Below are 24,751 nucleotides of genomic sequence, written 5' to 3'. Positions count from 1 at the left end.
TCCTGTTCAAAAAAATTTGAAGGGGCAGGCGCAGGTTGGAATTAAGAATTAGGAATTAGGAATTAGGAATTAGAGTTAACGTAATAATTGGAGGAAGTAACTCTTTTGAGGGGAGGAAATACAGCAAAACCGGATATTTACATAAAAGGCCTCGCGGATTCTGAAATTACCGCGAGGCCTTTCGAGCGCCTGCTTTAGAACCAGCATTCTGCTGACTGGTTAATCTGCGCCATCTGTCTGGGCACGCAGTATGGCATAACGGCCAACTTTATTACCTGTTTCCAAACCAGACTCACAATCTGAGCGATAGTGTATACCTCCGAACAAACGTGAGTTAGATGCTTCCTGTGCCATCAGCTTAAATTCCCCTGCTTTTTCGGGCACCAGGTAACTTAGAACGGTGGCAGCAGCCCCACTAAAAGTAGAATGGCCTGATATATACGCTGGGAAATTGGGTACGCCTGTCAAGGTTTTAATCCTGGGATCTAACTGGCAGGGACGAGCGTTAAAATAATGATACTTGGTGTTCCAGCACATAATTGCAGCATCCATTAAAGCGGCATTCAACAACGCATAGTTTCTTGCCCACCTTACTTCGCTGTAATTCTTCTTCACAAACTCTTCTGTGGCTATGGCATTCCAGTGCCCCGGAGGAGTATACGTGCCTACGCCATCGGCCCAGAAGTTTACAATGCGCATTTGCTCACGGGTGGGGTTGCGGGTATACTGCAGCACCTCATCCAGTTCTTCCCGCATTTTTTTAGAAGTTGCCCCCGGAGGCGGACCAGGCCTTAAAGAAGCCACTGCCGCGCTTTCAAACAACAAAGGTTTTACGTTACCGAACAAAGGCAGCATAGGCGGGCGCTTCGGTGTTTCAAGTGAATACCAGGGAGTTTCGCCTTTTGCCTTGCATTCATCTTCCAGTTTTGTCCAGAGTTCTGCGTTACCGCCTGCGGCGCCCATGCCATCTGTTTTAGCTCTTTGAATTATTTTGCGGGCTACCCACCGGCCTAAAGAATCGCCTGCCACCACATCACTTCTGACATTGGCACCACTCCATAAGCGGTAATTCTTTTCCTCCTCCACCAGCCTGTCTATATAAGCTCTGTCTGCCGGGAAAAGCAGCTTCATCATTTCCAGTGTGACACCGGCAACAACAGCATCTTCGGAAGGGTAAGCAGCCAGCTCGCTTTTAGGAATAGCCGGTTGAATGGCAGCATCTACTTTATATGGGGCGGCACGCTTATATACTTCCTTAAAATGATGCGCCATCACCAGGGCATCATACTGCGCCACACTTACATAGGCATAAGCACGGGCAGCATACGGCGGATTAGAAAACGGAAACGTGGGATAAGCAAAGGGATTGGCAGCACTTGGTACCGGATACGTGTTATCGCCGTTCTGGTAAGGAGGCAGGTTGTGCTTTGCCACCAGTTCCCGCATAATTTCATTCCACCTTAACACGCTTCCAACTTTCCAGTAGTTTATAACACGCTGCTGCTCTTCTGTTAAAGAAGATCTCATGGCCTTCAGCTCTTTCAGCTCCTGCTGATAGGCAGCGGAAGTGGTCGGCTGCGGGGCAGGCAAAGGAAATTCAGCAGCAGATGAAACGATAACAGGTGTCCAGTTACCGGCCTGTGCGTCGGTAACAGCTGGTTGCAGTGCCTGATAACCGGCGTTGCTTTCTACGATATCTTTGTCGCAGGCTACCAGCAGGCAAAGGCTTAAGCCGGTAACAATAAAGGTAAAACGCTTTTTCATACACCTACAGTTTTGCTGGTTTAGAAGTAAAATCAATCACATAATCAACTCCAGCCATGAAGCCTGTCGCCTTTCCCACGTTGCGCCCAGCCAGGGTATGCCAGCCTCCGGCATGCAAACCCAGCGCAGGAAGCTGATGCAGGTAATACTTGCCTTCCAACCCCACTTTGGTGCCGTTCATCCGGTTGCTGACAAAAGGCATATCGTTCTTTCGGATATCGAACCCACCGAAGGTGGTCATGTTGTCTACAAAGGCTTCAGCAATTACATGACGGGTGCGGTAGCCGGTGCGGAACTGAAAATTTCCTGCATTTGGCATCTGCACTTCGTGTGAATTTATCTGGCGATCGGTATAATAGGCAGAACGGTCTACCTTTACATTGTTCCGGTACAGGTAAGCACCGGAAACGGTGGCCGTAAACCTGTTTACCTGCACATCTGCTATCAGCCTGCCACTTAACACCTGGCTTCCCAACCCGATGCTCATCGGCAGCAAATCGATATTGTAACGGTTAGAGGGCGTAGCGAAACCGCCTATCGCAAAAACAGAAAGCGTGGTTTTATTGGCCTGCATCCTGATGGCACGCCACTTCAGAGCCAGGCTTACATCCTGAAAGCCTTCCATGCCCATGAGCGTACCTGCACTTGCCGCTGTTCTTACATAAGGTAAGGAGGCCAGCAGATTCAGGTTTTTCACGAGGCCATAGTTCAGCATCAGCGCAGCTGACCGGGTGGAAACACGGCCCAGGTTTTCGTTCTCCCGCTGGAAAGTGCCTTCCCAGTAGCTGGTCCAGCTTTGATAGTTTACGGTGGCGGCCACACAAAGCTTTTGCTCTCCCATCATCAGGGCATCCTGCTCTGTCTGCGCACGAGACACAAGCGGGAGAAAGCCAAGGCAGGAAGCAATACAGCAGGAAATGATGGGGTAAAAGTGTTTCATCATACGCAACAGAATAATTGTAAAAACCCGGAAATCAATATATTTAAAGCACTACCTGGCTTACTGACATAAGCCTTTCAGAAGAAGGAAATAAGGTTTTAAACCCGACTCAAAAGAGAACACTCAAAACTTTACAAAAAAAGTAACCACTTACATACTTTTAAAAGTTTCTGAAAAATAATGACTTGTATGAAATTTCAAAAACTTTTAGGTATATTTTTTTTATCCTGAAAGTGGATCTGTAAAGGCATGGCAGCTATAGCAAAGAAAAAAGCAATAATTTTTTAATTACAGTTACAACATCAAATAATTCAATTTTATAATTACCATCAGAAGCACAGGCAAGTATAGATCCTATGGTGGGATTACGCCTGCTCTACCTGCACGACTACCTTGTCCACCGATTTGCCCCGCTGAAACAGGTAGATTGCCTTTTGCATGTCTTCGAACTGATACACATGGCCAATGTGCGGGGGCTGCAGTTGTAAGTCCTGCAGTTCTTGCAGGAGTTGGTGCATCATATCTGTCTGCTCGTACAGGTAGATCAGGTTAAAACCCATCAGCGATTTGTTTTCGGCAGGTAAGCGGAGTGGATCTATTTTAGGGCGTTTCAGGTATCGCCAGAACAGGCTCGGGTAATCCGGTCTGGAACTGTGGCTGCTGAAACTGGCATTGCCGTACACGACCATGCGTCCCATGGGTGCCATTGCTTTCCACCCCTGCTCCAGCACCTTGCCACCAATACATTCCATGATCAGTTGCAGCGGCTTATCTCCCAAAGCCTCTTTCAGTGTGCGAGGGAAGTTCCGGTCGCGCAGGATAACGGCATCGTATGCCTCCTGTTGCCGCAGAAAATCTACCTTGCCCGCCTGTCCTACTGTGCCAATGGTATAAGCGCCAAACTTCTGACAGATGCGGTTAGCCAGAATTCCTACACCTCCGGCCGCACTGTGAATGAGCACCGTCATCCCCCGCTGCAGGTTGCCCAGGGCCGTAAGCGCATAATACGCGGTGAGCCCCTGCACCAGGAAACCGGCTCCCTCTTCAAAACTCCAGCCTTCAGGCAGCGGAATTACATACCGGTGGTGACTGTTGAGGTGCGACACATAACCGCCAAACCGGGTAACCCCCATCACCTTATCGCCCACCTTCCACTCTTCTACCGCCCCGCCTACCGCTATAATTTCCCCGGCATACTCCAGTCCCGGGATAAACGATCCGGCTGGGGTGGCACTGTAGAGGCCCTGCATGGCAAAGATATCAGCAAAGTTAAGCCCTATGGTGCGCACCTGTACGCATACTTCATCTGCCTTTGGCGGCCCCAGCGTTTCCGCTTGTAGCTGCAGCTTGTTGATGGAACCTGCGGTATACCTGGCGTTTTAACATAAGCTATAGCGGCTTGTTTACCCCAGCAGAACGTGCAGGGAGAGGAATTGGTTAGGGGGAAACTGACCAATATCATTTTCTTGAAAAGCTTTTATCATCTGCTGCCGGGGCAGAAGTAGGGATTTTTGCCTTTTTAAGAAGACATGCAAAAGAAGACATATATCTTACCGGTTGTACTGTGGCTCCTGACGGGGGTGCTGCTGATTGTGGCAATGATGGTGATCGGGGGCATTACCCGCATGACCGGCTCCGGACTCTCTATTGTGGAATGGAACCTGCTATCGGGCACACTCCCTCCTCTTTCTGAAGCCGAGTGGCTGCTGACTTTTGAAAAGTATAAGCAGTTCCCTGAGTACCAGAAACTGAACAACGACATGACACTGGCAGGATTTAAAAACATTTTCTGGTGGGAATACCTGCACCGACTGCTGGGCCGCATCATCGGCTTTGTCTTTATCCTGCCTTTTCTCTACTTCCTGCTACGCAAACAGCTCTCCGGCTGGCTGGTGAAAAGGCTGCTCCTCATCCTGTTGCTGGGCATGGGGCAGGGGCTCATGGGCTGGATTATGGTGAAAAGCGGATTAGTGGATATACCGCGTGTAAGCCACTACCGCCTGGCAACGCACCTCTGCCTGGCCCTGCTACTGATCGGGGTGATTCTCTGGACAGTAGCGGATATTGTGGCTCCCGCCACCAAACGCTCTACCTCCGCTTTGCAGCTTGGAGGCCTGTCACGGCTGGTGCTGCTGGCGGTTATTGTTCAGATAATTCTGGGTGCTTTTGTGGCGGGACTTAAATCAGGCTTTTACTATAACACCTACCCCCTGATGCAGGGCGAGCTTTTTCCTTCACATCAAACGGGCTATCTTAGCTGGAGCAATTTTCTGAACAATGGTACGATAGTACAATTTATACACCGCTGGTTCGCTCTCGTGGCTCTTGGGCTGGTGATTCTGCTCTGGTACAGAGCAGGCCGCAGTATTATTCCGGCCACTACCCGTACTATAGTTCAGTTGCTGTTGCTCACCGGATTTGTGCAGGTGCTGCTGGGCATCACAACCTTACTACTCTCCGTACCGCTTCTCCTGGGCGTGCTACACCAGTTGGTGGCCGTTGCCTTGTTCGCCCTGGCTGTACTGGCTGTGCACCAGTTGCGGGTAAAGCCCTATTAGCCTGCACGTAATAGCGGGCAGGGCCTAAGCTGCCTAGATCAGCTCCCTTTCGGGAATGATTCCTGCCCTGACAGGATCTGCCTAACGCTCCATATGCACCCGCTCTGCCAGTTCAAATACCTGGCCCAGGTTATGGGTATGCACACCCGGCTGTGCCGACACGGCAGCGTTGATCATGGCCTGTGCCACTACCTTATCCTCGTAAGGTCTAAACTTACCGGCCACGCCCACTTTGTCTAAAAAATGCATCACTTTATAAGCCAGTTCTTCGCCAAAGCGGCTGTCTTTGCGGTCGCCGTGCAGGAGTCCCGGCTGTATGATATGTATGCTTTCAAAATTCAGCTTCTTCACGGCTTCCTCCAGCGTTCCTTTCATGCGGGAGTAAAAAAGAAGTGAATCGGGACTGGCACCTGAAGAGGATACCAGCACATAGGTGGGCACACCATTCTGAGCAGCTGCTTCCGCAAATTTGTATTGGTAATAGTAATCTACCTTGTACTGCTCATTCTGTCCGCCAGCCTGTTTTAGCGTGGTGCCGAGCGTAGAGAAAAGTACATCTCCCTTTACCAGGTGCTGCCATTCATCTGGCTCATCAAAGTTAATGAGGTGTTCCTCCAGTTTGCTGTTCGCTATATCCAGTGATCGCCTGCTAAAAGCGATTACTTTGCCGAAGCGTTCATCTGTGAGCAGCTGCTGCACGAGCTGCTTCCCAACTAAACCTGTTGCGCCAATCACGAGTGCTGTTTTCATAGTTAATGTTTTTAGATGCAATTAAATTTATTCCAAAAGCAGCAGGCAGGTGAGCATAAAACCCGACAAATGATTTATCTGGAAAGCTATCTCAAGTCAGTCTTCTGTCATGCGCCTGTCGGCAATAATGCCACCTACGTTGTTGAAGAGCACATGGATACGAGGATGGTTTTAAGTTAATGTTTCACCAGCTGCTCCACCAATGCTCAGCCTCCCGCCTGTTATACTTGCCAGGTCTGTGTTCATGTCATATGCTTTGATAAAGGCTGATGTAGAGCCCTACTGAACCGGAGGTATATGGTGGAAGCTCAGGATTTGATGAAGTAAACAGCATGGATCAATGTAATTTTCTTATTAACTTCGTTCCTATCCTCAGCCTGTAATTTACCCGTAAGCATGGAGAACTTAACAATTCCGCGCGTCGAAATGGAGACTTTTGCGGCCGACAGCTACAAAGAACCACTGCTGAATGTGGAACATTTTCCTATCGATTCTAAATATTTCATTATTGAGAACCGCTATAACTACCCGGTAAAAGATTATATCTCGCCTCATCGCCGGAAATTCTATAAGATCTTTCACATGACCTCGGGCACAGGTATCCTTACCATTGGTTTACACAAGTATGATATGGGGCCGAACGAGATCGCATTTCTGCATCCAGATGAGATCATGTCTTGGCAAACTACTTCTGAGGAAACCGGTGGCCATTTTTGCCTTATCCATCCCCACTATTTTGGGATGGAGGCAGACCACGTCCTGCACCTGTTCAGGCAGTACCCAGGTTTCGAAACAGACAAGGCCGTTATCCAGTTGACGGAAGAGCAATCTGCTAAGATCAATGGTTACTTTGAAATCATGTACCAGGAAGATCGTTCAGAAGGTAACGACAAAAAGCAGGCTATCCTTCTACAGTTACAGATGTTGCTGCTGGAAAGCCAGCGAGCAGGCAAAGCACGGGTTAGAACTCCAGCACCCGAAGGCTATGGTCATATTTACCGCTTTTTATCACTTCTTGAGTCCGCATTTCAGGTGCAGGAACCCGATTCAACTGTTAGGTTAAAAACAGCAGCAGAGTTTGCAGACGAGCTGCATATACATCCTAATTACCTTAATTCTCTGGTCCGGAACCAAACCGGAAAAACATTGAGACAACACATACAGGACCGGCTATTACACGAGGCGAAGTCTTTGCTGGTACAAACCGACTGGGAAATTAATAAAATAAGTTTCGGGCTGGGTTTCTCTGGTCAGGCGGCGTTTACATCATTTTTCAGGAAGAAGGCAAACATTTCACCGTCTGCGTTTCGAAAAAGGGCCTTAATGCATGCTCATGTTTGAAACTCACAAATATCCCTCTGATTTGAATAAGAAGGGGCAGGAGCATTATGATCAACTTTGTACTGTACAAGTAAATGATCATAAAGATGAAAACACAGAAAGTATGGCTCGTTACAGGAGCCTCAAAGGGATTAGGACTTTCTTTAGTAAAGCGCTTACTAAATGAAGGTTACAAAGTAGCTGCTACGTCACGGGAAGCAGGTGCCCTGCGCACGGAAGTGGGTGAGACTGGCGATGATTTTCTTCCGCTTCAGGTTAACTTAACCAGTAACGAAAGCGTGGCTGAGGCAGTGGCCGAGATTGTTGCCAAGTTGGGAGGCATAGATGTAGTGGTGAATAATGCTGGCTACGGCCAGCTGGGCACTTTGGAGGAGCTGACCGATGAGGAGGCCCGTAAAAATTTTGATGTCAATGTATTTGGCTCGCTCAATGTAATCCGGAACGTCATGCCGCATTTCCGTCAAAAAAGATCAGGGGCATTCTTTAATGTCTCCTCCATTGCTGGCTTTTTAGGCACTTTCCCCGGCTGGGGTATTTATAATGCGACCAAATTTGCAGTAGCGGGTTTTACCGAAGCCCTTTCAGCAGAAGCCAAATCTTTGGGTATAACGGCCACTATCGTTTATCCGGGGTATTTTAAAACTAATTTCCTGCTTGAAGGTTCGCTCCGCACGGCAGCCGCCCCTATTGCTGAGTACAAAGAGGCCCGTGACCTGGAAGTTATCCATAATGACCAGATTATTGGCAACCAGCCCGGCGACCCTGAAAAGGCAGCCGCAGCATTCATCCGTGTGGCAGAAATGGAAAATCGTCCGTTGCACCTATTCCTGGGTTCTGATTCATTCGGTATGGCCCACAGTAAAATTGAAGCAGTACAGCATGACCTGGCCGCATTGGAGAGCGTGAGCAGATCAACTGATTTTTAACTAAGATACCTGCATCTTCTGCAATACAACCAGTCCCTTCACGTCTGGTTGTATTGTATTAGAGCTGAAGTTATAGAAGACAGCATCTTTTGCAGCGGAAAGTTTACAGATGAAAGAAGCCCAACTACTTACCACCCATTGTTGGAGGTAGAAATTTTCAGTTGAACGAGCACCAAAACTCCAGTGGTGATATTTTAGGTCTGTTTTAACAACTTTTTTAACGATTTCGAACGTTCAAAACCTAAATTATAAGCAATTTCGGAAACTGTAGATTGATTGTTGAGTGGCCATCTTTTACTTTTTCAATTAATTTTTCATAGATAAGTTGCTGTGCTCCTTATCCAGTAAGCGAACACAAGCTATAGCTTCAATAATGTAGGAATATGTGAAGCAGGTATGGGCAGCCACGGACAAAGCTTGCTTCTCCACTTACAAAGCACCAATCAGGTTGCGGAGTTTGTCTGCATCCAGTACCGCATTTCCTACAATGGTATTGTTAAAGAATACCCAAACTTCTTTGCCATCTTCCAGCCAGTCTTTTACCATAAAAGCATAGCGTTCAAGCTTATCATCAGAATAAGCGGAGGCATACAATTTCTCATCGCCGTGCAAACGAAGGTAAGCAGTGTTGGTGGTGGTCGCTTCTGTGCCCGGGAAACGCTTGCCAGCGCTTGCTAGCACGGTAGTTATGCTGTATTCCCTTAGCATATCCAGGGAATCTTCTGTAAACCAGGACACATGCCGGGCTTCCAGGGCAAAAGTCTGTTTAGGGTAGAGGTCGCGCAATGTCCGGAAGAAACTTTCTGCCACCAGTTTATCGAACCGGAAACTACCCGCAATCTGAACCAACACCGGACCTAGCCGGTCGCCCATAAGCAGGTACCTGGACATAAACTTTTGCAGGGGTTCTTCTATGTCCTGAAATTTGCGTTTATGCGTTATTTCCTGGTGAAGCTTCGGGGCGAACTTAAAGTGGGGCGGCGTCTGGACTATCCATTTTTCGATGGTTTTAGCCATTGTAAAATGATAAAAGCTACTGTTTATCTCTGTCGCATTAAAGCGGGTAGCATAGTGTGCCAGGAAATCCGCTGACTTTAGTTCGGGGGGATATAACACCTCCTGCCAACGATAACTCCAGCCGGATGTGCCAATATGTAAATTCGGGTGTTCATACATAAGTCCAGGGTTACAGAAACTCATATACTGCAAAAAGGCCAGATGGTTTGCCTCTTCTTCTCCACAAACTGTAAGAAAAGGCAACCCATCTGTTACAAAAGAGGCAGCACCAAACCAGCTTTAAAAAAAGGAGCTGCGGTGTTTGAGAAATTTCCTACTGCACTGCTCTGGCAGCTTCAATCCTATAGCTGGACTTTTGGGTAAAAGTTCTGCCGAACATATCAGTGGCTTTTACTTCGATGGTGTGTTCTCCTGGTTCCAGTTTGGTGGGAATATTGGCGCGCCTGTATAAAAGCATATCCTTTAGGCGTTCCGTCGCACATAGTTGAAACAGGTATACCAGCCTCGTCCAGTTTACCTTTGTACCAGTTGCCGGAGGTAGTGCCTACATTGTAGTAGTGGTGTGGCTTTTCCTGCTCCCACCCGTCGGCACCGGTAAGTTACCAATATATTGCCCAAAAGGAGACCGTTCACCTGTAATAGTCCTTGGCTAAATATTTCTCTACCCTTTTTGCTTTGCCATACGCCAATCGGTTCGGTTATAATACCGGGGACACGTTAACTTCTTCGGTCATCGTAAACTTCAGATAAACCTGTTTGTTGGCAGCTTTCTGAACAGGGGCATTACTGCATCTCCTTGGCAGCAGCTATACTCCTTATAAGTTATAAACAAAGGTAAAGGTCATATAGCATGAACTATTTCGGGCAAACGACAATTAATAATGCAAAACTGCTATTTAAATAAAGTTTAGAAGAAGGCACTAATACATTCTAAAAAACAAAGTTATAACCTCATTTTTAGTATTAACGCGCCTATATACCATTTATAACACTCTTATTTGAATGATACTGATTAAATATTGAATTGATTTCACTTTATTGAAATAATTCAATTTTATGTTATAGATTTGCTTAAGATTTTTCTGAATAAAAGTATGCATCATCCACCAATCCCAAAAAACGAGTTAAGCCGGGTTTTAGAGCTTGCCGAACTTGATTTAGATTATTCAAACCTGAACAACACTTTTAAGGATCTGACGAAATTAGCCGCCAGTGTGGCTGGTACGGAAATTTCGCTGCTTAACCTCATCGATTCTTTTACGCAGTGGACTATATCGGGCCATGGACTTGAAGTGAGCCAGATACCCAGGGAAGAATCTATCTGCCAGTACACCATCATGGAAACTGAACAGTTTGAAGTGCACGACCTTAAACTGGATGAGCGGTTTAAAGACAAATCTTATGTGCTGGACGAGCCTAAGCTAAGCTTCTATTTCGGAATTCCGCTGAAAACCAAAAAAGGCCATAGCATTGGGGCTTTGTGCGTGCTGGACAAGAGCACGAAGATATTAAGTCCGGAGAAAGTAGAGCTTCTGAAAGTAATTGCCGCTGAAATTGTAAACCGGCTGATGGCACATCAGGCGATTCAGTCGCTGCAATACAGCCTGAAAGAAGCTAAAGAAACAAAAAAACGTGTCGCACATGATATTCGTGGTCCGTTGGGAGGCATTATTGGTTTGGCGCAGTATATCAGCCAAAAAGGCGATAAAAATCAACTGGACGAAATTCTGGAGTTTGTGAGGCTTATCCAGAAAAGCAGCACTTCGCTGCTCGAACTGGCCGATGAAATTTTAAACGCTGAACATAAAGCAGCCGAACAGCAGCAACTCGAAGAGCATCAGTTAAACCTGCTCGTGTTTAAAGATAAGCTTGAAAAACTGTATCTGCCACAGGCTAAAAACAAAGAGGTGCTTTTTAGTGTGCAGACAGGTCAAAAAAACGGGGTTGCTCCTTTTCCTAAAAACAAACTGCTGCAGATAACAGGTAACCTGATTTCAAATGCTATCAAATTTACACCTGCCGGCGGTCAGGTTTCAGTCCAGTTAGAACTGGAAGTAGAAGAAGATGCCAAAACGCTTCACATTTCTGTTAGCGATACCGGTGTTGGCTTAACCCAGGAAGGTTTAGAAGATATTTTAAACGGTAACGCCTCCTCTACCGACGGCACTACCGGAGAACGTGGTTATGGCTTTGGATTACCGCTGGTGAAGTACCTGATTGATATCATGCAAGGTTCCTGGCACATACATTCCATACCCGGCAAAGGCACCACCTTCGAGATTAAACTGCCGGTTAAGTAGTAGCAAAAAAAAGGCTGCAGTACTTTGTATCTGCAGCCTTCCTTTTAACTTGTTCCAAAATATATCTCAGCATCAGCCTGCATACAGGCAGTTCTCTAAGAAGGCATTCCTGAATTTCCCCTGCGCGTCAAACGCATGAACCAGCGCTTTAAAGTCAGGCAATTTTTCATAACTGGCCTGCAACACAGCTGGAGCCATGGTAAACAACTTGCCCCAGTGCGGAATGGCATGAAAAGGTGCCAGCTGCGCTTCTATAAGCGGAAGCAGTTTTTGTACTGCCTCCCACTCCTGCTTCCAGGTAAAGTGAAAAGCCACACAATCCCTTTTGTAAAAAGGGCTCATCCAGAGCTCATCGGCCGCTATAGTCCTGATTTCTGAAACAAAGAGATAAGGCGATACTTTCCCGTGCAGCTTTTCAAGCGCCATCATGGCTTCATACGCATGCTCCAGCGGCACAAAATACTCCGACTGCAGCTCTTTTCCTGCACTGGGCTGGAAACCCATTCTGAAGTGCGGCAGCCTTTCGTACCAGTATCCGGGTATACCCAATTGCGCTGTTGCATTTTCAGCGGACAACTCTTCCAGCGGATGCATGTGGTCTTCGGCTGGAGTAGCACCATAAAACTCAGGCATAGCCGCAGCCGTTGTATCGTCCAGGCTCTTAATCCAGACCTGGTTGATTGTCTTGTTTTGCCAGGTGGTAAACAGGCTGACACTGTAGCCGGCCGCCATGATGGCTGTGAAATCCGTTTCCAGGGCAGCCATCGGCATGTTGCGGTATACCACCTGCCGTACGCTAAAGCCAGGCTGCAGGTCGAGCGTTATTTTTGTAACGATACCCAGGGCTCCCAGATGCACAACAGCCCCCTGAAAAAGGCTTGCTTCATTTTGCCTTGACAAAGTTACAAGGTCACCGGCAGCATTTACGATTTCCAGCGCCGAAACAGCTGTTGCCAGGCTACCGTTTTTCACACCGGAACCATGTGTGGCCGTAGCACAGGCACCCACAATAGAAATATGCGGTAGAGAGGCCAGATTAGGCAAGGCATAGCCCTTCTCCTGCAGGTAAGGAGCTAGTTCCCCATAGCGCATGCCTCCCTCCACCGTTACGGTATGTGCCGCCGTATCAAGGGCCACCACCTTGTTCATCTCCTTCAGGGAAAGCAGGTTTTCCGTATTGTCGGCAATGCTGTTAAAAGAATGGCGGGAGCCTAATGCACTAATCCTACGGCACTGCCTTACTATTTCCTGTACATCCTCAACTGTAAAAGGATAATGTATGCGATCGGTGCTGTACTGTATATTTCCGGCCCAGTTCATGTTCTATTCATTAGGGATGAAACAGATACGGAACTGGTGCTTAAGAAGCCAGCGTAAACTTATCGGCGGCAGCGGTAATAGTACTCAGCTCCTCATCCGACAATGTAAAACTCATGGCCCCTGCATTGTCTTTCACCTGTTGTTCGTCGCGGGCTCCCACCAGCACACAGGCTACTCCCGGGCGGTTCATGGTCCAGTTCACAGCCAGCTGTGCCAGTGTCGCATTATTTTTTTCAGCAATTGGTTTTATCTCTTCCAGCAGCGCATGGGTGCGGCGGATGTTCTCATCTGTATAGAACTGGTTTCCTTCGCGGGTATCGCCTTCGTTGAACTGATGGCCCGGCTTAATCTTACCTGTTAGCAAACCTCTTTGCAGCGGGCTGTAAGGTATAATGCCCAACCCTCTTTCCAGCGCCTGTGGCACCACATCATTTTCGATTCCACGGTTAATCATAGAGTAAGGCACCTGGTTCGAAGCCAGCTGTATAGTATCCAGCGCCTCCGCTACAAGCTCAACGCTATAGTTGCACACCCCTGCGGCTCTTACTTTTCCCTGCTCTATCAGGCGCTGCACAGCCTCAAATGTTTCACTCACAGGTGTGGTGGCATCCGGCCAGTGGATCTGGTAAAGATCGATGTAATCTGTTTTAAGCAGGCGCAGGCTGGTTTCGCACTCCTGCATAATCTTCTCTTTAGAAGCCCACTTGTACATGCGGAAAGGTTTCCCGTCGTTGTCCACAGAGTCGAAGAAATACTCCCCCTGCTCCGTTAGCCAGTTCATGCCAAACTTTGTTAAGATCTGATACTGATCGCGCGGCACACCTGCCATGGCATTTCCGACTAACTCTTCGCTGCGGCCAAAACCATACACGGGAGCCGTATCAATGGTGGTAATACCTGCATCAAAAGCAGCTTTTATTGCACGTATGGCTGCCTGCTCTTCGGCACCGCCCCACATCCATCCACCAATAGCCCAGGCACCAAAGGCCATAGGAGTAACCATTACATCAGATTTTCCTAATCTTCTTAATTCCATAGTTGTTGTTTTTCTTATATTGCTGTTATACCTCCGTTAGCCTACACAGCTTTAGCACGTGTACGCTTCCGGGTTAAAAACCGGTTAAAATTAATGCTTAAAACCTGCTTTGCAATAAGAGATTTTCAACACCCCACTCCTACTGTAGCTGCTTTCTGAAGCGCCAGTAAAAGTTCGTCTATGTCGATTGGTTTCGGAATGTAATCGTCCATACCTGCTGCCAGGCAAGCCTGCTGATCTTCGCGCATGGCATTGGCGGTGGTGGCGATAATATAGGGCTGAAAGGCATGCTCCCGTCGAATAATGCGTGTAGCCTCCAGTCCGTCCATCTCCGGCATCTGCACATCCATCAGGATGACCTGGTAATCTTTTTGTTGGAGGGCCTGCAGCACTTCCACACCATTTTCTACCAGGTCTGCCTCGTAACCTAAATCGGAGAGCACCATCTGCGCAAACATCTGGTTAATCGGGTAATCTTCCGCAATTAAAATTGTCATAGGGTATTTATTTGCAAAGTCTTCTGTCAGCTTTCTTTTATCGGTTTGAGGCTCCTGCTCCTGTGGCTCATGCCTTAGCGACTTTACCATTTCTCTTTGCAGCGCCTGTTGTTTTACCGGCTTATTCAGTATACCGCTAAACAAATGCTTATGCTCACTTTCAATCTCATAGCCAATAGAGTTCAGCAGCAGAACCGGCAGCTCCGGGTATTTTACTTTCAGCAGCTCTGTTAGGGCCAACCCGTTCAGCTCGGGCATGTGCATATCAGTAATCAGCATATCGAACGGCTGCTGTTCGAGCAGGTACAAAGCCTCTTTACCGGACGAAGATATACAAGGCAAAAGCCCCCACTGCAGCAACTGGCTTTCCAGTATCTTTCTGTTTGTCTGGTTATCGTCTACTACCAGGATGTGCTTACCTGCCAGTTCTGCCAGATCGTGCTTAACATTAAGGGCCGGTGCTGTAGCCGCTTGCGCTAAAATGGTAAAGCGGAAAACTGTTCCCTGCCCTACCACACTCTCTGCCACAATAGTGCCTTGCATCAGTTCTACCAAACGTTTACTGATGGCCAGCCCTAAACCAGAGCCACCGTATTTGCGTGTAGTAGAAGAATCTACCTGTGTAAACGGATTGAACAGGCGGTCCAGTTTATCTGCAGGTATACCAATACCAGTATCGGCAACTTCGAACAGAAGTTCAAACCGGTCCTGCTGCCACTGCGCCAGTTTTACAGAAATCAGCACCTCCCCCTTCGAAGTAAATTTAATGGCATTCCCCAACAGGTTTATAAGCACCTGCTTCAGGCGGAAACTGTCCCCGTGCATCAGCTGTGGCACCTGCGGCGCTGGATGATACATCAGGTCAAGTTTTTGCAAGGCCGCTTTTCGGGCAAAGATATCCAGCACTTCTTCCACCACATCATTCAGGGCAAAATCGTGGCAATCGAGTTCCATGCTACCGGATTCTATTTTGGTGAAATCCAGGATGTCGTTTATGACGCTGAGCAGATTCTTGCCGGAGCTCTGTATAATTTCTGTATACTGCCGCTGCTCTGCATCCAGGTTCGTCTCAGAAAGTAAGGAGGTCATGCCAATCACGCCATTCAGCGGCGTACGGATTTCATGGCTCATGGTAGCCAGAAAAACACTTTTGGCTTTATTGGCACTCTCGGCATCATTTCTGGCACGCTCTGCTTCCTGCTTTACACTTTCAGCGCTGTTTTTTTCTGCCAGCAGTGCTTTATAATACTTCTGTTCATTGTAGAGGTGCAACAGGCATAAACAGATACACACCAGGAAAACACCAACACTGTTAATGTGGGTTAAGGTTCTGTAAACTGAATCATGGATAGGCTGAAGCGAACTGTTATCATTTACAAATAATATGCAAACCAGGAAACAGATTGTTATAAAAACAAAGTGGATGATATTGTTCTTATTGAAGAACTCATCGTTTACAGTCAGCAGCGGCCGGGAAAAGATCAGGGCTATTAAATAAAGATGTGCTGAAGCCCGTAAGCCTTCGGCAAAAGCCATGAAAACCAGGAAAACAGCTACGCTGATATTGGTGACTGATTTGGTAAGCTCCGTATAACCGCCCTTATTCAGTATAAACAAGGCGCTGAAAACGCCAAAGAGGCTGGTCATCAGAACAGCTGAAAGGTAAAGCTCCAGCCATACTTTGATTACTATGTGCACCGCAAAAACAAACAGGCAAATTATAATTAACTGCTGGCTGCGTTTAATAGTCTCTTTCAGGTCGCTTACGTGGCTATCTTTTCTTAACTTGGCTACTATCACGGAGTATATCTCTAATCTTCAATAGAATCTTTTCCTGGCTCAACCAGCTTATCTGACACTTAAATAGTATAATTCAGCTATTATACCTCAGCAGTAGCTCTTACAAGAACAATTCATTATTGCTTATATTATAAACATGCAATATAAGCAAATTACAGGGTAATACCTGCTATGCTTGCCATAGATTTTCCGTTAGAAACAGGTATAAAAAATGTAGCCTCTTAGAAACCTAACCAAGGCTGAAAATACAGCTGCCAATGCTGTTGCACGTATAGCGGAGCGTGCTGCCACCAATACGTTAGCCGATTATATAGCCATTTCTGAACGCAAACTGAGTGGGTGGCACCGGGCTGATCAGTTAAACAAAAGCAGCCTTTTTACCGTTAAAAACCAGCATTGATCATGGAAACGCGAATATGTACAAATTAAGGAAAGTACTTCTGATTGATGATGACAGCACCACGCTTTACATTAATGAAAGGATTGTGCGGGAAATGCGCTTTGCTGAAGAAATAGAGTTGCTCCGAAACGGGAAAGACGGTTTTAAATATATACAGAAGCACTGTGACAACAGCCCGGAAAGCTGCCCGGACCTTGTCATACTGGATCATCATATGCCGGTAATGGATGGGCTTGAAATGATGGAAAATCTGCAGGAAATCGGTATTCTGAGCAAGATAAGAGCTGTGTTTCTTTTGCTTGCTGTAAATAGTGAAGAACAGGATATCCGAAAATTTATGGAACTGGGGGTTCAGGAATATACCCAGAAGCCTCTTTCGAAAGAAACACTTCTGGACGCCTATCAGAAGTATTGGGCTGATGACACGGTACGTGATCATGTTGCCAATAAAAAATAATCATTGCACTTCCTGCCGATACTTGTACAGGCCTTACTTAATAGCAGGTAAGGCCAACTACTATAATATCCTTTATTTTCGATTGCAGCTTCTATTGCTTATCTTCGTTTGTGATCAACCTTTGTTACCATGTCCGATTCTGCCTCTCTTCCCAACACGCGATCGTTTGTACAGGAGATTCCTCAAGAAGAGCTGTTTCAGGCGCTCATGAATGTTACCTTTTCAGCTGTTAATGTTCTTCGGCCAATCTACGACGATGAAAATAACGAACTTGTCGACTTTCATATAGAATATCTTAACAAGGCGGCCCAGGCGATGATAGGCCTGCCAGAGCATCCAAACCTAAGCTTGTTCACCCGCTTTCCGAAAGCCAGGCAAGAGGGTGTATTTGATTTTTATAAGCGTGTATTTGAGACAGGGGAAGCAGGGCGATACGATGTGAGTTACCAGTACGACGGACTGGATAACTTTTTTAACCTCTCAGCGCGGCGTTGCGGCCCTTTGCTGTTGGTAGGCTTTAACGATACTTCCAATCAGGAGCTCAGTGCCGCAGAAAAAGCTTTGCGCGAAAGCCAGGAAAGAGAAAAGGCGGCACGGGCCGAAGCAGATCTGCAGCGCCAGCAACTACAGAACATCTTGTTACAGGCACCGGCAATGGTCTGTGTTTTTGAAGGCCCCGATCATACTTTTAAACTTGTAAACCCTCTGTATCAGCAGCTGGTGGGAGACCGGCCATTATTAGGTAAACCTATTTTAGAAGCCATGCCCGAACTGAAGGGGCAGCCGATCAAGAGCCTGCTGGACCAGGTATATCAGACCGGCGAGAGTTTTCATGCACATGAAATGCTGGTGCAGCTCGACCACGAAAACACCGGCCATGCGTTAGGGCACAACTATTACAACTTTATTTACCAGGCAATCCGTAATATAGAGGGTAAAATTAACGGCATTTTCGTATTGGCTTATGAGGTCACAACCCAGGTTGTAGCCAGGCAGGAGCTGGAGAACAGCCACAGGCAGGTGCAAACCTTAAACGAAGTACTCTCCGATAAAATAAAGGAACTCAACAGGACACAGGAGGCACTGCAGCAGCTCAATAAAGAACTGGAAGCCCGCGTAGAAAAGCGTACCCATGATCTGCAACAGGCAAAAACTGAATCTGAGAGACAACGCAAGCGCATCGAGAACCTCTTTATGCAGGCCCCTGCCGCCATCTGCATCTTACGCGGACCAGATTTAGTATATGAGCTTGTAAACCCAAGTTATCAGCAGCTTTTCCCGAATCGCGTATTATTGCACAAGCCCCTGCTGGAGGCACTGCCAGAAATAGCTGACAACCTGGTATATAAAACTTTTAAGCAGGTATACGAAACGGGTCATACACACGAGGAAAAAGGGCTTTTGATTCCGCTTGCCCGTCCGGAAGACGGTTTAATGGAAGACCGTTATTTTAATTATGTACAGCAGGCAAGGAGAAACGAAAATGGAGAAATAGACGGTATATTGGTTTTTGCCTTTGAAACAACCGAACAGGTGAAGGCACAGAAGATAAGCGAAGAAAGTGCCAAGCAGCTTAGGCTAATTACAGATGCCCTGCCTGTACTCATTGGTTACTTAGACCGCGAAGAAAGGTACAGGTTCGCCAATAAAGCCTATACTCCCTGGTTTAACGTATTACCGGAAAGCCTGATCGGCCGCAAGGTAATGGATGTTGTAGGCGAGAAAGCCTATAGTGGCGTAAAACAATACATCGACCGGGCGCTGGCGGGCGAAAGGCTAACCTTTGATGCCCGCATGCCTTACCGGGAAGGATTCACCAAGTACATCCGCACCGATTATGTGCCGGATGTGCGGAATGGGGAAGTAATAGGCTTTTATACGTTGGTGATGGATGTAACGGATCAGGAACTGGCTCGCCAGTCGGTGGAGGCCAGTGAGCGGCAGGCCAAGCAGCTGGCAACAGAGCTGGCAATTACCAATTCCAGCTTAGTAGCTGCCAATGAACAGCTTACCCGCACCAACATAGACCTCGATAATTTTATTTATACCGCCTCCCACGACCTCAGAGGGCCAATCCTGAACATAGAAGGCTTGGTGGAGGTGTTGAAAGAGCAATTGCCGGCAGAAAGCCTGCAATCAGAAACCATCAACTTAACCTTGGACTATATAATGGATTCGGTGCAGCGGTTTAAACGCACCATCGGTCACCTGACCGACATTACAAAGCTGCAAAAGGAGCACAGTTCGGCAGCCTCAGAGATAGACTTGGCTACCCTGATAGAAGATATACGCCTGGACCTGCTGCCGGTCATAAAAGCGACAAAGGCACAATTAGCTATTGATGTGAGTGCCCTGCCAAGCATCCGTTTTTCAGAGAAAAATCTGCGAAGCATTATCTACAACCTTACTTCGAATGCCATTAAGTACCATGCTCCCGAGCGGCAGCCCGAGGTGCTGATTCGTAGCTATGAAACAGAAGCATACCAGGTGCTATCGGTTCAGGATAACGGCCTCGGAATAGACCTTATCCACAAGCAAAAGCTTTTCGCCATGTTTAAGCGCCTGCACAGCCATGTAGATGGTTCGGGCATTGGCTTGTATATGGTAAAAAGGATCATCGAAAATGCAGGCGGCAAAATAGAAGTTCAAAGCACGGAAGGCAAAGGATCAGAATTTCAGGTATTTTTCCGGAAGCCTGACCTGGCTTTAACAACTGCAGAATAATTTTTTTATTTTTTCTGTGATTCTGTAACCTCCTCTCAACAGCCTCCGTAAATTCACATGGCTAAAAGTTGAAAAGTTTTCTATAAAACTGATCATAAAGAAAGGCTCCCGTTATGAGGAGCCTTTCTTGTTTTATACCAAAGTACTTCCGTTTCTATAGCTTAACCTCTACTTTAGATTTCAAGGCTGATAAGGCTATTGTCGATGGCGAACTTCACGAGTTGTGCGGTGTTTTTTGAGTTGGTCTTTTCCAACATATTCTGACGGTGAGTTTCTATGGTACGCTTACTGGCAAAGAGCTTATCGGCTATCTCTAGGTTTGTATACCCGTCGGCAATCAGCTCCAGCACCTCCAACTCCCGGGCCGATAGCACTGCACCAGGACCGACTGCTCTACTGCCTGCCTGGATATCCTGCAGAGCAACTTTGCTCAACAGATCCAGAGCCAGGTTAGAACACATAAAACGACCACCGCCTGATACCAGCTTAATGGCTGCTTTCATTTCACTTTTACAAGTATCCTTCAGCACATAACCGGCTGCTCCTGCCGCCATCATTTTCTGTACATGCTTTGTATCCTGCAGCATAGAAAGTGCCAGCACCTGTATTTGCGGATACAGCAGCTTCACCTGCTTCACCGTTTCAAGGCCGTCCATTACAGGCATCAGAACATCCAGCAACACAAGGTCGGCCGGAGTCGTGGCTAATAAGTTTAGTAGTTCCTCTCCATTAGAGGCCTCTCCTATTATCTTGATTTCTTCGTCCTGCCCCAGCATTACTTTTATCCCTTCCCTGGCAATACGATGATCATCTGTCAGTATCACACTGATAGGATATTTGTCGTTCATAAATAGTTTCTTGTTGCGTTTAAGTAGTACAACCCGACACTAATGGTGTACAAGACATATAATTAAAAATGTTGTAACGTTGTTTTGCTTTACGACGGAGCCTGCTGCCATTCTGCTTTTCTGAAATTGCCTGCCCGGCTATAAAGTTTATTAAAACTAATTACGATTACGCAAGGCCAATATTGCAAATATGACCGAGAAAAGAAAATGTGTCTGCAACACTTCTAAACTAAGGGTATGCTATAAAAAGCTACCACAGTACTGTGATAACAAATGATGCATTAAAGATGTTTTATCAACTTCTAATTGATGTTTAAACCTTTATTGTCATAATTCTTTTTATATTTGCCCTAGTTCCCGCTATATTTTTGAGATGATTCTCTTTGAAAACAGTTTGATTAAATTGAATTACGATCCGGCAACAGACATTCTGGAAGTATTATACCCTGATTTGCACGACTACCTGATGCCCGAGATCAAGCATAGTATAAACACCCTGGTTGATACTGTAAAAAATTACGACATCAAGAAAATCCTGCTAGACTCCAGCAGAACCATTATTTCGGTGGGCCAGCAGGAAAGCAGGGAAATTGCCTCTTACCTGGCCAGTGGTTTAGCAGCCTCGCGCTTGCAGAAGCTTGCAAGGCTTCAGTCTGCCAGCTCTACGATAGAGGCTATATCCGACAGCAATGTGCAGTACATCCGGCAGGCAGGACTTCTCCCTTTCGACATACAGAACTTTAACAACAAGACAGAGGCCATTGCCTGGCTCAGGGCCTAGCTAAGGCCAACAGCTGCTAGACACCGGCTGGCCTTATTACCATAGCACTGGTACCTGAAAGCAATCAAAGCCCCAAGCTGGGCGCAAAGTCCAGTGAGACCGAATTCATGCAATAGCGCTTATAAGTCGGTGCCGGACCATCATCGAAAATATGGCCCAGGTGAGAATCGCAGCGGGCGCATAATACTTCAATCCGCTTCATGCCGTAAGAGTTATCGTTTACGTATTTTACGCTGTTTTTCCGGATAGGCTCATAAAAGCTGGGCCACCCGCAATCGCTGGCAAACTTTGCCGTAGATTTAAACAGCACATTACCACACACAGCACAATAATAGGTGCCTTTGGTATCAGTTTTCCAGTACTTGCCCGTAAAGGCACGCTCCGTATCTTTTTCACGTGCCACAGCATACAAGTCTGCCGGTAAAATCTTTTTCCACTGCGCATTCGTCACCCGCAGTTTGGTAGTATCTGTGTTCGAATAATATGGATTGTTCTCGTGGCCTTTGTTGGTTTTCAGATTCTGCGCCTGGCTCTGAAAAACAGTAAACATCAAAGCACAAAGAAGGATGAGGGTTGGTTTCATATCAGTTTTTAAAACAGTTTTAAGAAGTTGCCGTGTTACCCGCAGCAACAGCATCATGATGCGAAAAGGAAATATAATTAAGTAACACCAGCTTATTAACCATAACCGGATTACCTTGGTTCAGATACGAAACAGGGCAAAGCGCTGGATGTTCTCGTAAATATTTATCAGCTAAATTTTACCAGGTTATAACCTATAAGCGCAAGGAGTTAATGAAACAAAAAATGAAATATTTTTCAACCTGCCGAAACCTCCTTTCAAATGCTTCCGTATAAAAGGATGGCTAAAAGTTGAAAAGTTTTCTATAAACTGATCATAATAAAAAGGCTCTCTATAAAGGAGAGCCTTTTTTGTTTTAATGAAATTTAAACTTAGAACCTGATTTGATCTTTTCTTAAAGCTATGCTCCTTAGCTCCAACTTCCTCCTCTCAAAGATTTGCAAAAGGTAAAGTATATACCTTCGAAATATTGCCGATGTTTCCTCCGAAAGATATAATTTCATTCTCTCCGCTCTTCTTAATCGTTTGTTCTTACTATAGCACAACAGTTACACTACAAGACGTTTTACCTTACCAGATAATACTTCTTTCTTTCAATTAACTAATCTTCTGCTTCCTTCACTAATTGCAGCTCTTATTGTATTTCGCCTATAATATAGCATTGCTTCGTTCAAATAAAATAAGTATAACCATTCAAATTTTAATTAGTATATTAACAATAAATAATTAAATTTGATAATAATTAAATAATACTGCCTTAACAACCTTTAAAATAAGCCTGACACCCTTATGCACCTATGTAGAACTTATGTATTAAGCTTTAGTAACTATTTATGTATAAAATCTTTTACTCCTTTACCAACTGGAGATATTTTCAAGAGAACATCATCTTTTACGGATTAATTGTTCTTAGCCTGTATCTTACATTCTCCATTTTTTATTTTTTTATTGATCAGCATCTCCCCTTAAGGTTCTGGAACAATATTCCTCCTCATCTTTTTACCTTAGCCTGGAGTTTGCTGCTCACTATCCCCTACATCCTGGTTCGGAAAGGCAATGCTTTTCTGCTATTCAGTACTATTATTTTTGTTGATGTGCTTTTATTGGCCAACGTTTGGTATTACCGCACTTTTTATACGGTTATTCCTTTCAGTGCTTACTCCGAATTAGGAAACCTGCGCAGCCTTTTATCAGGTATACTGGCCTCTATTAATTTGGAGGACGTATCGCTGCTGCTTCCAACGCTCCTGATCGCTTTGCTCTATAATTTCCATTTCCGCAAAAAGCTGAACGTAGAAGCTTTTTATCCCAGAACAACCGCACTTCACATGAGTGCCCTCCCTATTGTTTGTCTCCTCCTCTACAACGGCTTTCAGCATTACAACTTCCATAACCGTATTCTGCAAAAGCCTGAAGTTTTTAATATTGACCATTGCCAGGCAGCCCGGAACTACGGCATCTTTTCGCTCTGGATGTGGCAGGCAAGTGAGTTCCTGTTACCCAAAGAGCCTGTTATGGCAGAAGAGATCTCTGCTGTAAATGAATGGCTGGAGCAGCATCAGCTACCGGCACGCCAGCGCCTCTTTGCACATAGGGCCGATACTACTGCCAAAAACGTGGTACTGGTTCTGGTAGAGTCGCTGGAATCCTGGACAATAGGCAGCCGTGTTAACGGGCAGGAAATAACCCCGCATCTCAATGCTTTAATTCAATCGGAAGCTTCCCACAGCCTGTATGCTCCGCACGTAGTGCCTCAGACAAAGCATGGACGCTCAAGCGATGCGCAGCTGCTTATCAATACCGGGTTATTACCTCTGAACAATGGTGCCGCATTCTTTAAATATCCTGATAACAGTTACATGTCGCTGGCAAAAGCATTGAAAGAAAAAGCTTCTTATAAAGCAATGACGCTGGTGGGCGATAAGCCTTCATTTTGGAACCAGGGAAAGATGAACCCTGCCATGGGCTTTGATTCTCTGATAGCAAGTCAGCATTACAATATGCAGGATGCAGTGGGCATGGGCCTCAGCGACGCCTCCTTTTTTGCACAGTCTTTGGAAAAAATAAAAAAACTGCCGCAGCCGTTCTTCCTACAACTGATTACGCTTACCTCCCACTTTCCATTCGAACTGCCCGAGGATAAAAAAGCGCTCCATATTCCTTCCTCCTTTCCGGCTATACTTGCTGATTACATGCAGACGGTTCATTATACCGACCTTGCCATCGGCAATTTTATAAAAGGCATGAAAGAGGCAGGTTTATTTGAAAATACGCTTTTTGTTTTTGTTGGAGATCATGAAGCGTTCGGCTACGGGCAACGCAGCAGTTTGCTAAAGAATACGGATGCCAAAGCACTTATGTCGAAGAACTGTTATGTTCCCTTACTCGTGTTAAATACAGCGGAACCACTTACCTATACCGAAACCCTTGGCCAAATAGACATTTACCCAACACTGATGGATCTCGCAGGTGCACCAGTTCAATATTGGCGCGGGCTTGGCAGCAGTATTCTCTCAACTCAAAAGAGCAGGTTTGCCATTAATGCCAGCTTTATGGTGCTAGGAGACACCACACAAACCGATACTACAGCAATTAACCACCTGAAAAAAGCCTGGGAAGTATCCGACCAGCTGATCAGGATGGATTATTTTAAAAAGCAGCCCCCTACACTCCCTTTCAGTGCTGTTAACAGGTGAAGATAAGACATAT

The 24,751-nt window shown here is 46.2% G+C and carries 19 protein-coding genes; 8 read left to right on the top strand and 11 right to left on the bottom strand.

What is annotated here, in order from left to right; genetic code table 11:
- Positions 1–219 precede the first annotated feature (219 nt).
- From C1N53_RS03920 to C1N53_RS03910, 3 genes are all read right to left on the bottom strand, one after another.
- A complete protein-coding gene (locus C1N53_RS03920; RefSeq protein ID WP_137758081.1) occupies positions 220–1,764 on the bottom strand; it encodes a phosphatase PAP2 family protein in 1,545 nt (514 codons plus the stop codon).
- 4 nt (positions 1,765–1,768) lie between these two features.
- The gene (locus tag C1N53_RS03915; protein WP_137758080.1) at positions 1,769–2,707 is read right to left on the bottom strand and encodes a hypothetical protein; all 939 of its coding nucleotides are present in this window, start codon (positions 2,705–2,707) and stop codon (positions 1,769–1,771) included.
- Positions 2,708–3,069: 362 nt separating this feature from the next.
- The gene (locus C1N53_RS03910) at positions 3,070–4,050 is read right to left on the bottom strand and encodes a zinc-binding dehydrogenase (protein ID WP_371415965.1); all 981 of its coding nucleotides are present in this window, start codon (positions 4,048–4,050) and stop codon (positions 3,070–3,072) included.
- 183 nt (positions 4,051–4,233) lie between these two features.
- Here C1N53_RS03910 and C1N53_RS03905 point away from each other — a divergent pair, with 183 nt between their 5' ends.
- Entirely contained in the window at positions 4,234–5,262 is a 1,029-nt protein-coding gene (locus C1N53_RS03905; RefSeq protein ID WP_137758078.1) for a COX15/CtaA family protein, read from the top strand.
- Positions 5,263–5,343: 81 nt separating this feature from the next.
- On the opposite strand, the gene C1N53_RS03900 is transcribed toward C1N53_RS03905, so the two are convergent.
- Positions 5,344–6,012 carry an NAD(P)H-binding protein gene (locus C1N53_RS03900; RefSeq protein WP_137758077.1) on the bottom strand — a complete coding sequence of 223 codons (669 nt, stop codon included), beginning with the start codon at positions 6,010–6,012 and terminating at the stop codon, positions 5,344–5,346.
- Positions 6,013–6,408: 396 nt separating this feature from the next.
- Here C1N53_RS03900 and C1N53_RS03895 point away from each other — a divergent pair, with 396 nt between their 5' ends.
- Together C1N53_RS03895 and C1N53_RS03890 are read left to right on the top strand one after the other, a co-directional pair.
- Positions 6,409–7,353 carry an AraC family transcriptional regulator gene (locus C1N53_RS03895; RefSeq protein ID WP_137758076.1) on the top strand — a complete coding sequence of 315 codons (945 nt, stop codon included), beginning with the start codon at positions 6,409–6,411 and terminating at the stop codon, positions 7,351–7,353.
- An 86-nt stretch (positions 7,354–7,439) separates the two neighbouring features.
- Positions 7,440–8,279 (top strand): SDR family oxidoreductase, encoded by an 840-nt coding sequence (locus C1N53_RS03890; protein ID WP_137758075.1) that lies wholly within the window; start codon positions 7,440–7,442, stop codon positions 8,277–8,279.
- Between the two features lie 429 nt (positions 8,280–8,708).
- On the opposite strand, the gene C1N53_RS03885 is transcribed toward C1N53_RS03890, so the two are convergent.
- The gene (locus C1N53_RS03885; protein WP_168193951.1) at positions 8,709–9,455 is read right to left on the bottom strand and encodes a DUF72 domain-containing protein; all 747 of its coding nucleotides are present in this window, start codon (positions 9,453–9,455) and stop codon (positions 8,709–8,711) included.
- Between the two features lie 154 nt (positions 9,456–9,609).
- Positions 9,610–9,753 (bottom strand): hypothetical protein, encoded by a 144-nt coding sequence (locus C1N53_RS22750; protein ID WP_240773376.1) that lies wholly within the window; start codon positions 9,751–9,753, stop codon positions 9,610–9,612.
- Positions 9,754–10,390: 637 nt separating this feature from the next.
- Between C1N53_RS22750 and C1N53_RS03875 the strand changes: the two genes are divergently transcribed.
- Entirely contained in the window at positions 10,391–11,596 is a 1,206-nt protein-coding gene (locus C1N53_RS03875; protein WP_137758073.1) for a GAF domain-containing sensor histidine kinase, read from the top strand.
- 72 nt (positions 11,597–11,668) lie between these two features.
- On the opposite strand, the gene C1N53_RS03870 is transcribed toward C1N53_RS03875, so the two are convergent.
- The 3 genes from C1N53_RS03870 to C1N53_RS03860 form a co-directional block, all read right to left on the bottom strand.
- The gene (locus tag C1N53_RS03870) at positions 11,669–12,916 is read right to left on the bottom strand and encodes an FAD-binding protein (RefSeq protein WP_137758072.1); all 1,248 of its coding nucleotides are present in this window, start codon (positions 12,914–12,916) and stop codon (positions 11,669–11,671) included.
- Positions 12,917–12,956: 40 nt separating this feature from the next.
- Positions 12,957–13,952 carry an aldo/keto reductase gene (locus C1N53_RS03865; protein ID WP_137758071.1) on the bottom strand — a complete coding sequence of 332 codons (996 nt, stop codon included), beginning with the start codon at positions 13,950–13,952 and terminating at the stop codon, positions 12,957–12,959.
- A gap of 125 nt (positions 13,953–14,077) precedes the next feature.
- On the bottom strand, positions 14,078–16,249 hold the full coding sequence (locus C1N53_RS03860; RefSeq protein WP_137758070.1) for a response regulator: 2,172 nt from the start codon (positions 16,247–16,249) through the stop codon (positions 14,078–14,080).
- A gap of 416 nt (positions 16,250–16,665) precedes the next feature.
- Here C1N53_RS03860 and C1N53_RS03855 point away from each other — a divergent pair, with 416 nt between their 5' ends.
- Complete coding sequence (locus tag C1N53_RS03855) at positions 16,666–17,106, top strand: response regulator (protein ID WP_137758069.1); 441 nt, start codon at positions 16,666–16,668, stop codon at positions 17,104–17,106.
- Between the two features lie 129 nt (positions 17,107–17,235).
- Complete coding sequence (locus C1N53_RS03850; protein ID WP_137758068.1) at positions 17,236–19,830, top strand: PAS domain-containing protein; 2,595 nt, start codon at positions 17,236–17,238, stop codon at positions 19,828–19,830.
- A 173-nt stretch (positions 19,831–20,003) separates the two neighbouring features.
- Here the strand turns inward: C1N53_RS03850 and C1N53_RS03845 are convergent, their stop codons facing one another.
- Complete coding sequence (locus tag C1N53_RS03845) at positions 20,004–20,678, bottom strand: response regulator transcription factor (RefSeq protein WP_137758067.1); 675 nt, start codon at positions 20,676–20,678, stop codon at positions 20,004–20,006.
- A gap of 394 nt (positions 20,679–21,072) precedes the next feature.
- Here C1N53_RS03845 and C1N53_RS03840 point away from each other — a divergent pair, with 394 nt between their 5' ends.
- Positions 21,073–21,459, top strand: coding sequence for a hypothetical protein (locus tag C1N53_RS03840; RefSeq protein WP_137758066.1), 387 nt, complete (start codon positions 21,073–21,075; stop codon positions 21,457–21,459).
- Between the two features lie 64 nt (positions 21,460–21,523).
- Here the strand turns inward: C1N53_RS03840 and msrB are convergent, their stop codons facing one another.
- Positions 21,524–22,042, bottom strand: a complete 519-nt coding sequence (msrB, locus tag C1N53_RS03835; protein WP_137758065.1) for a peptide-methionine (R)-S-oxide reductase MsrB — start codon at positions 22,040–22,042, stop codon at positions 21,524–21,526.
- An 833-nt stretch (positions 22,043–22,875) separates the two neighbouring features.
- On the opposite strand from msrB, the gene C1N53_RS03830 reads away from it, so the two are divergent.
- Positions 22,876–24,738 (top strand): LTA synthase family protein, encoded by a 1,863-nt coding sequence (locus tag C1N53_RS03830; protein ID WP_137758064.1) that lies wholly within the window; start codon positions 22,876–22,878, stop codon positions 24,736–24,738.
- Positions 24,739–24,751 lie beyond the last annotated feature (13 nt).

Origin of the sequence: Pontibacter sp. SGAir0037, from assembly GCF_005491705.1 — a bacterium.
Taxonomy (GTDB): Bacteria; Bacteroidota; Bacteroidia; order Cytophagales; family Hymenobacteraceae; genus Pontibacter.
Note: the sequence above shows the minus strand (reverse complement) of the source record. Positions and strands in the feature narration are given on the sequence as shown.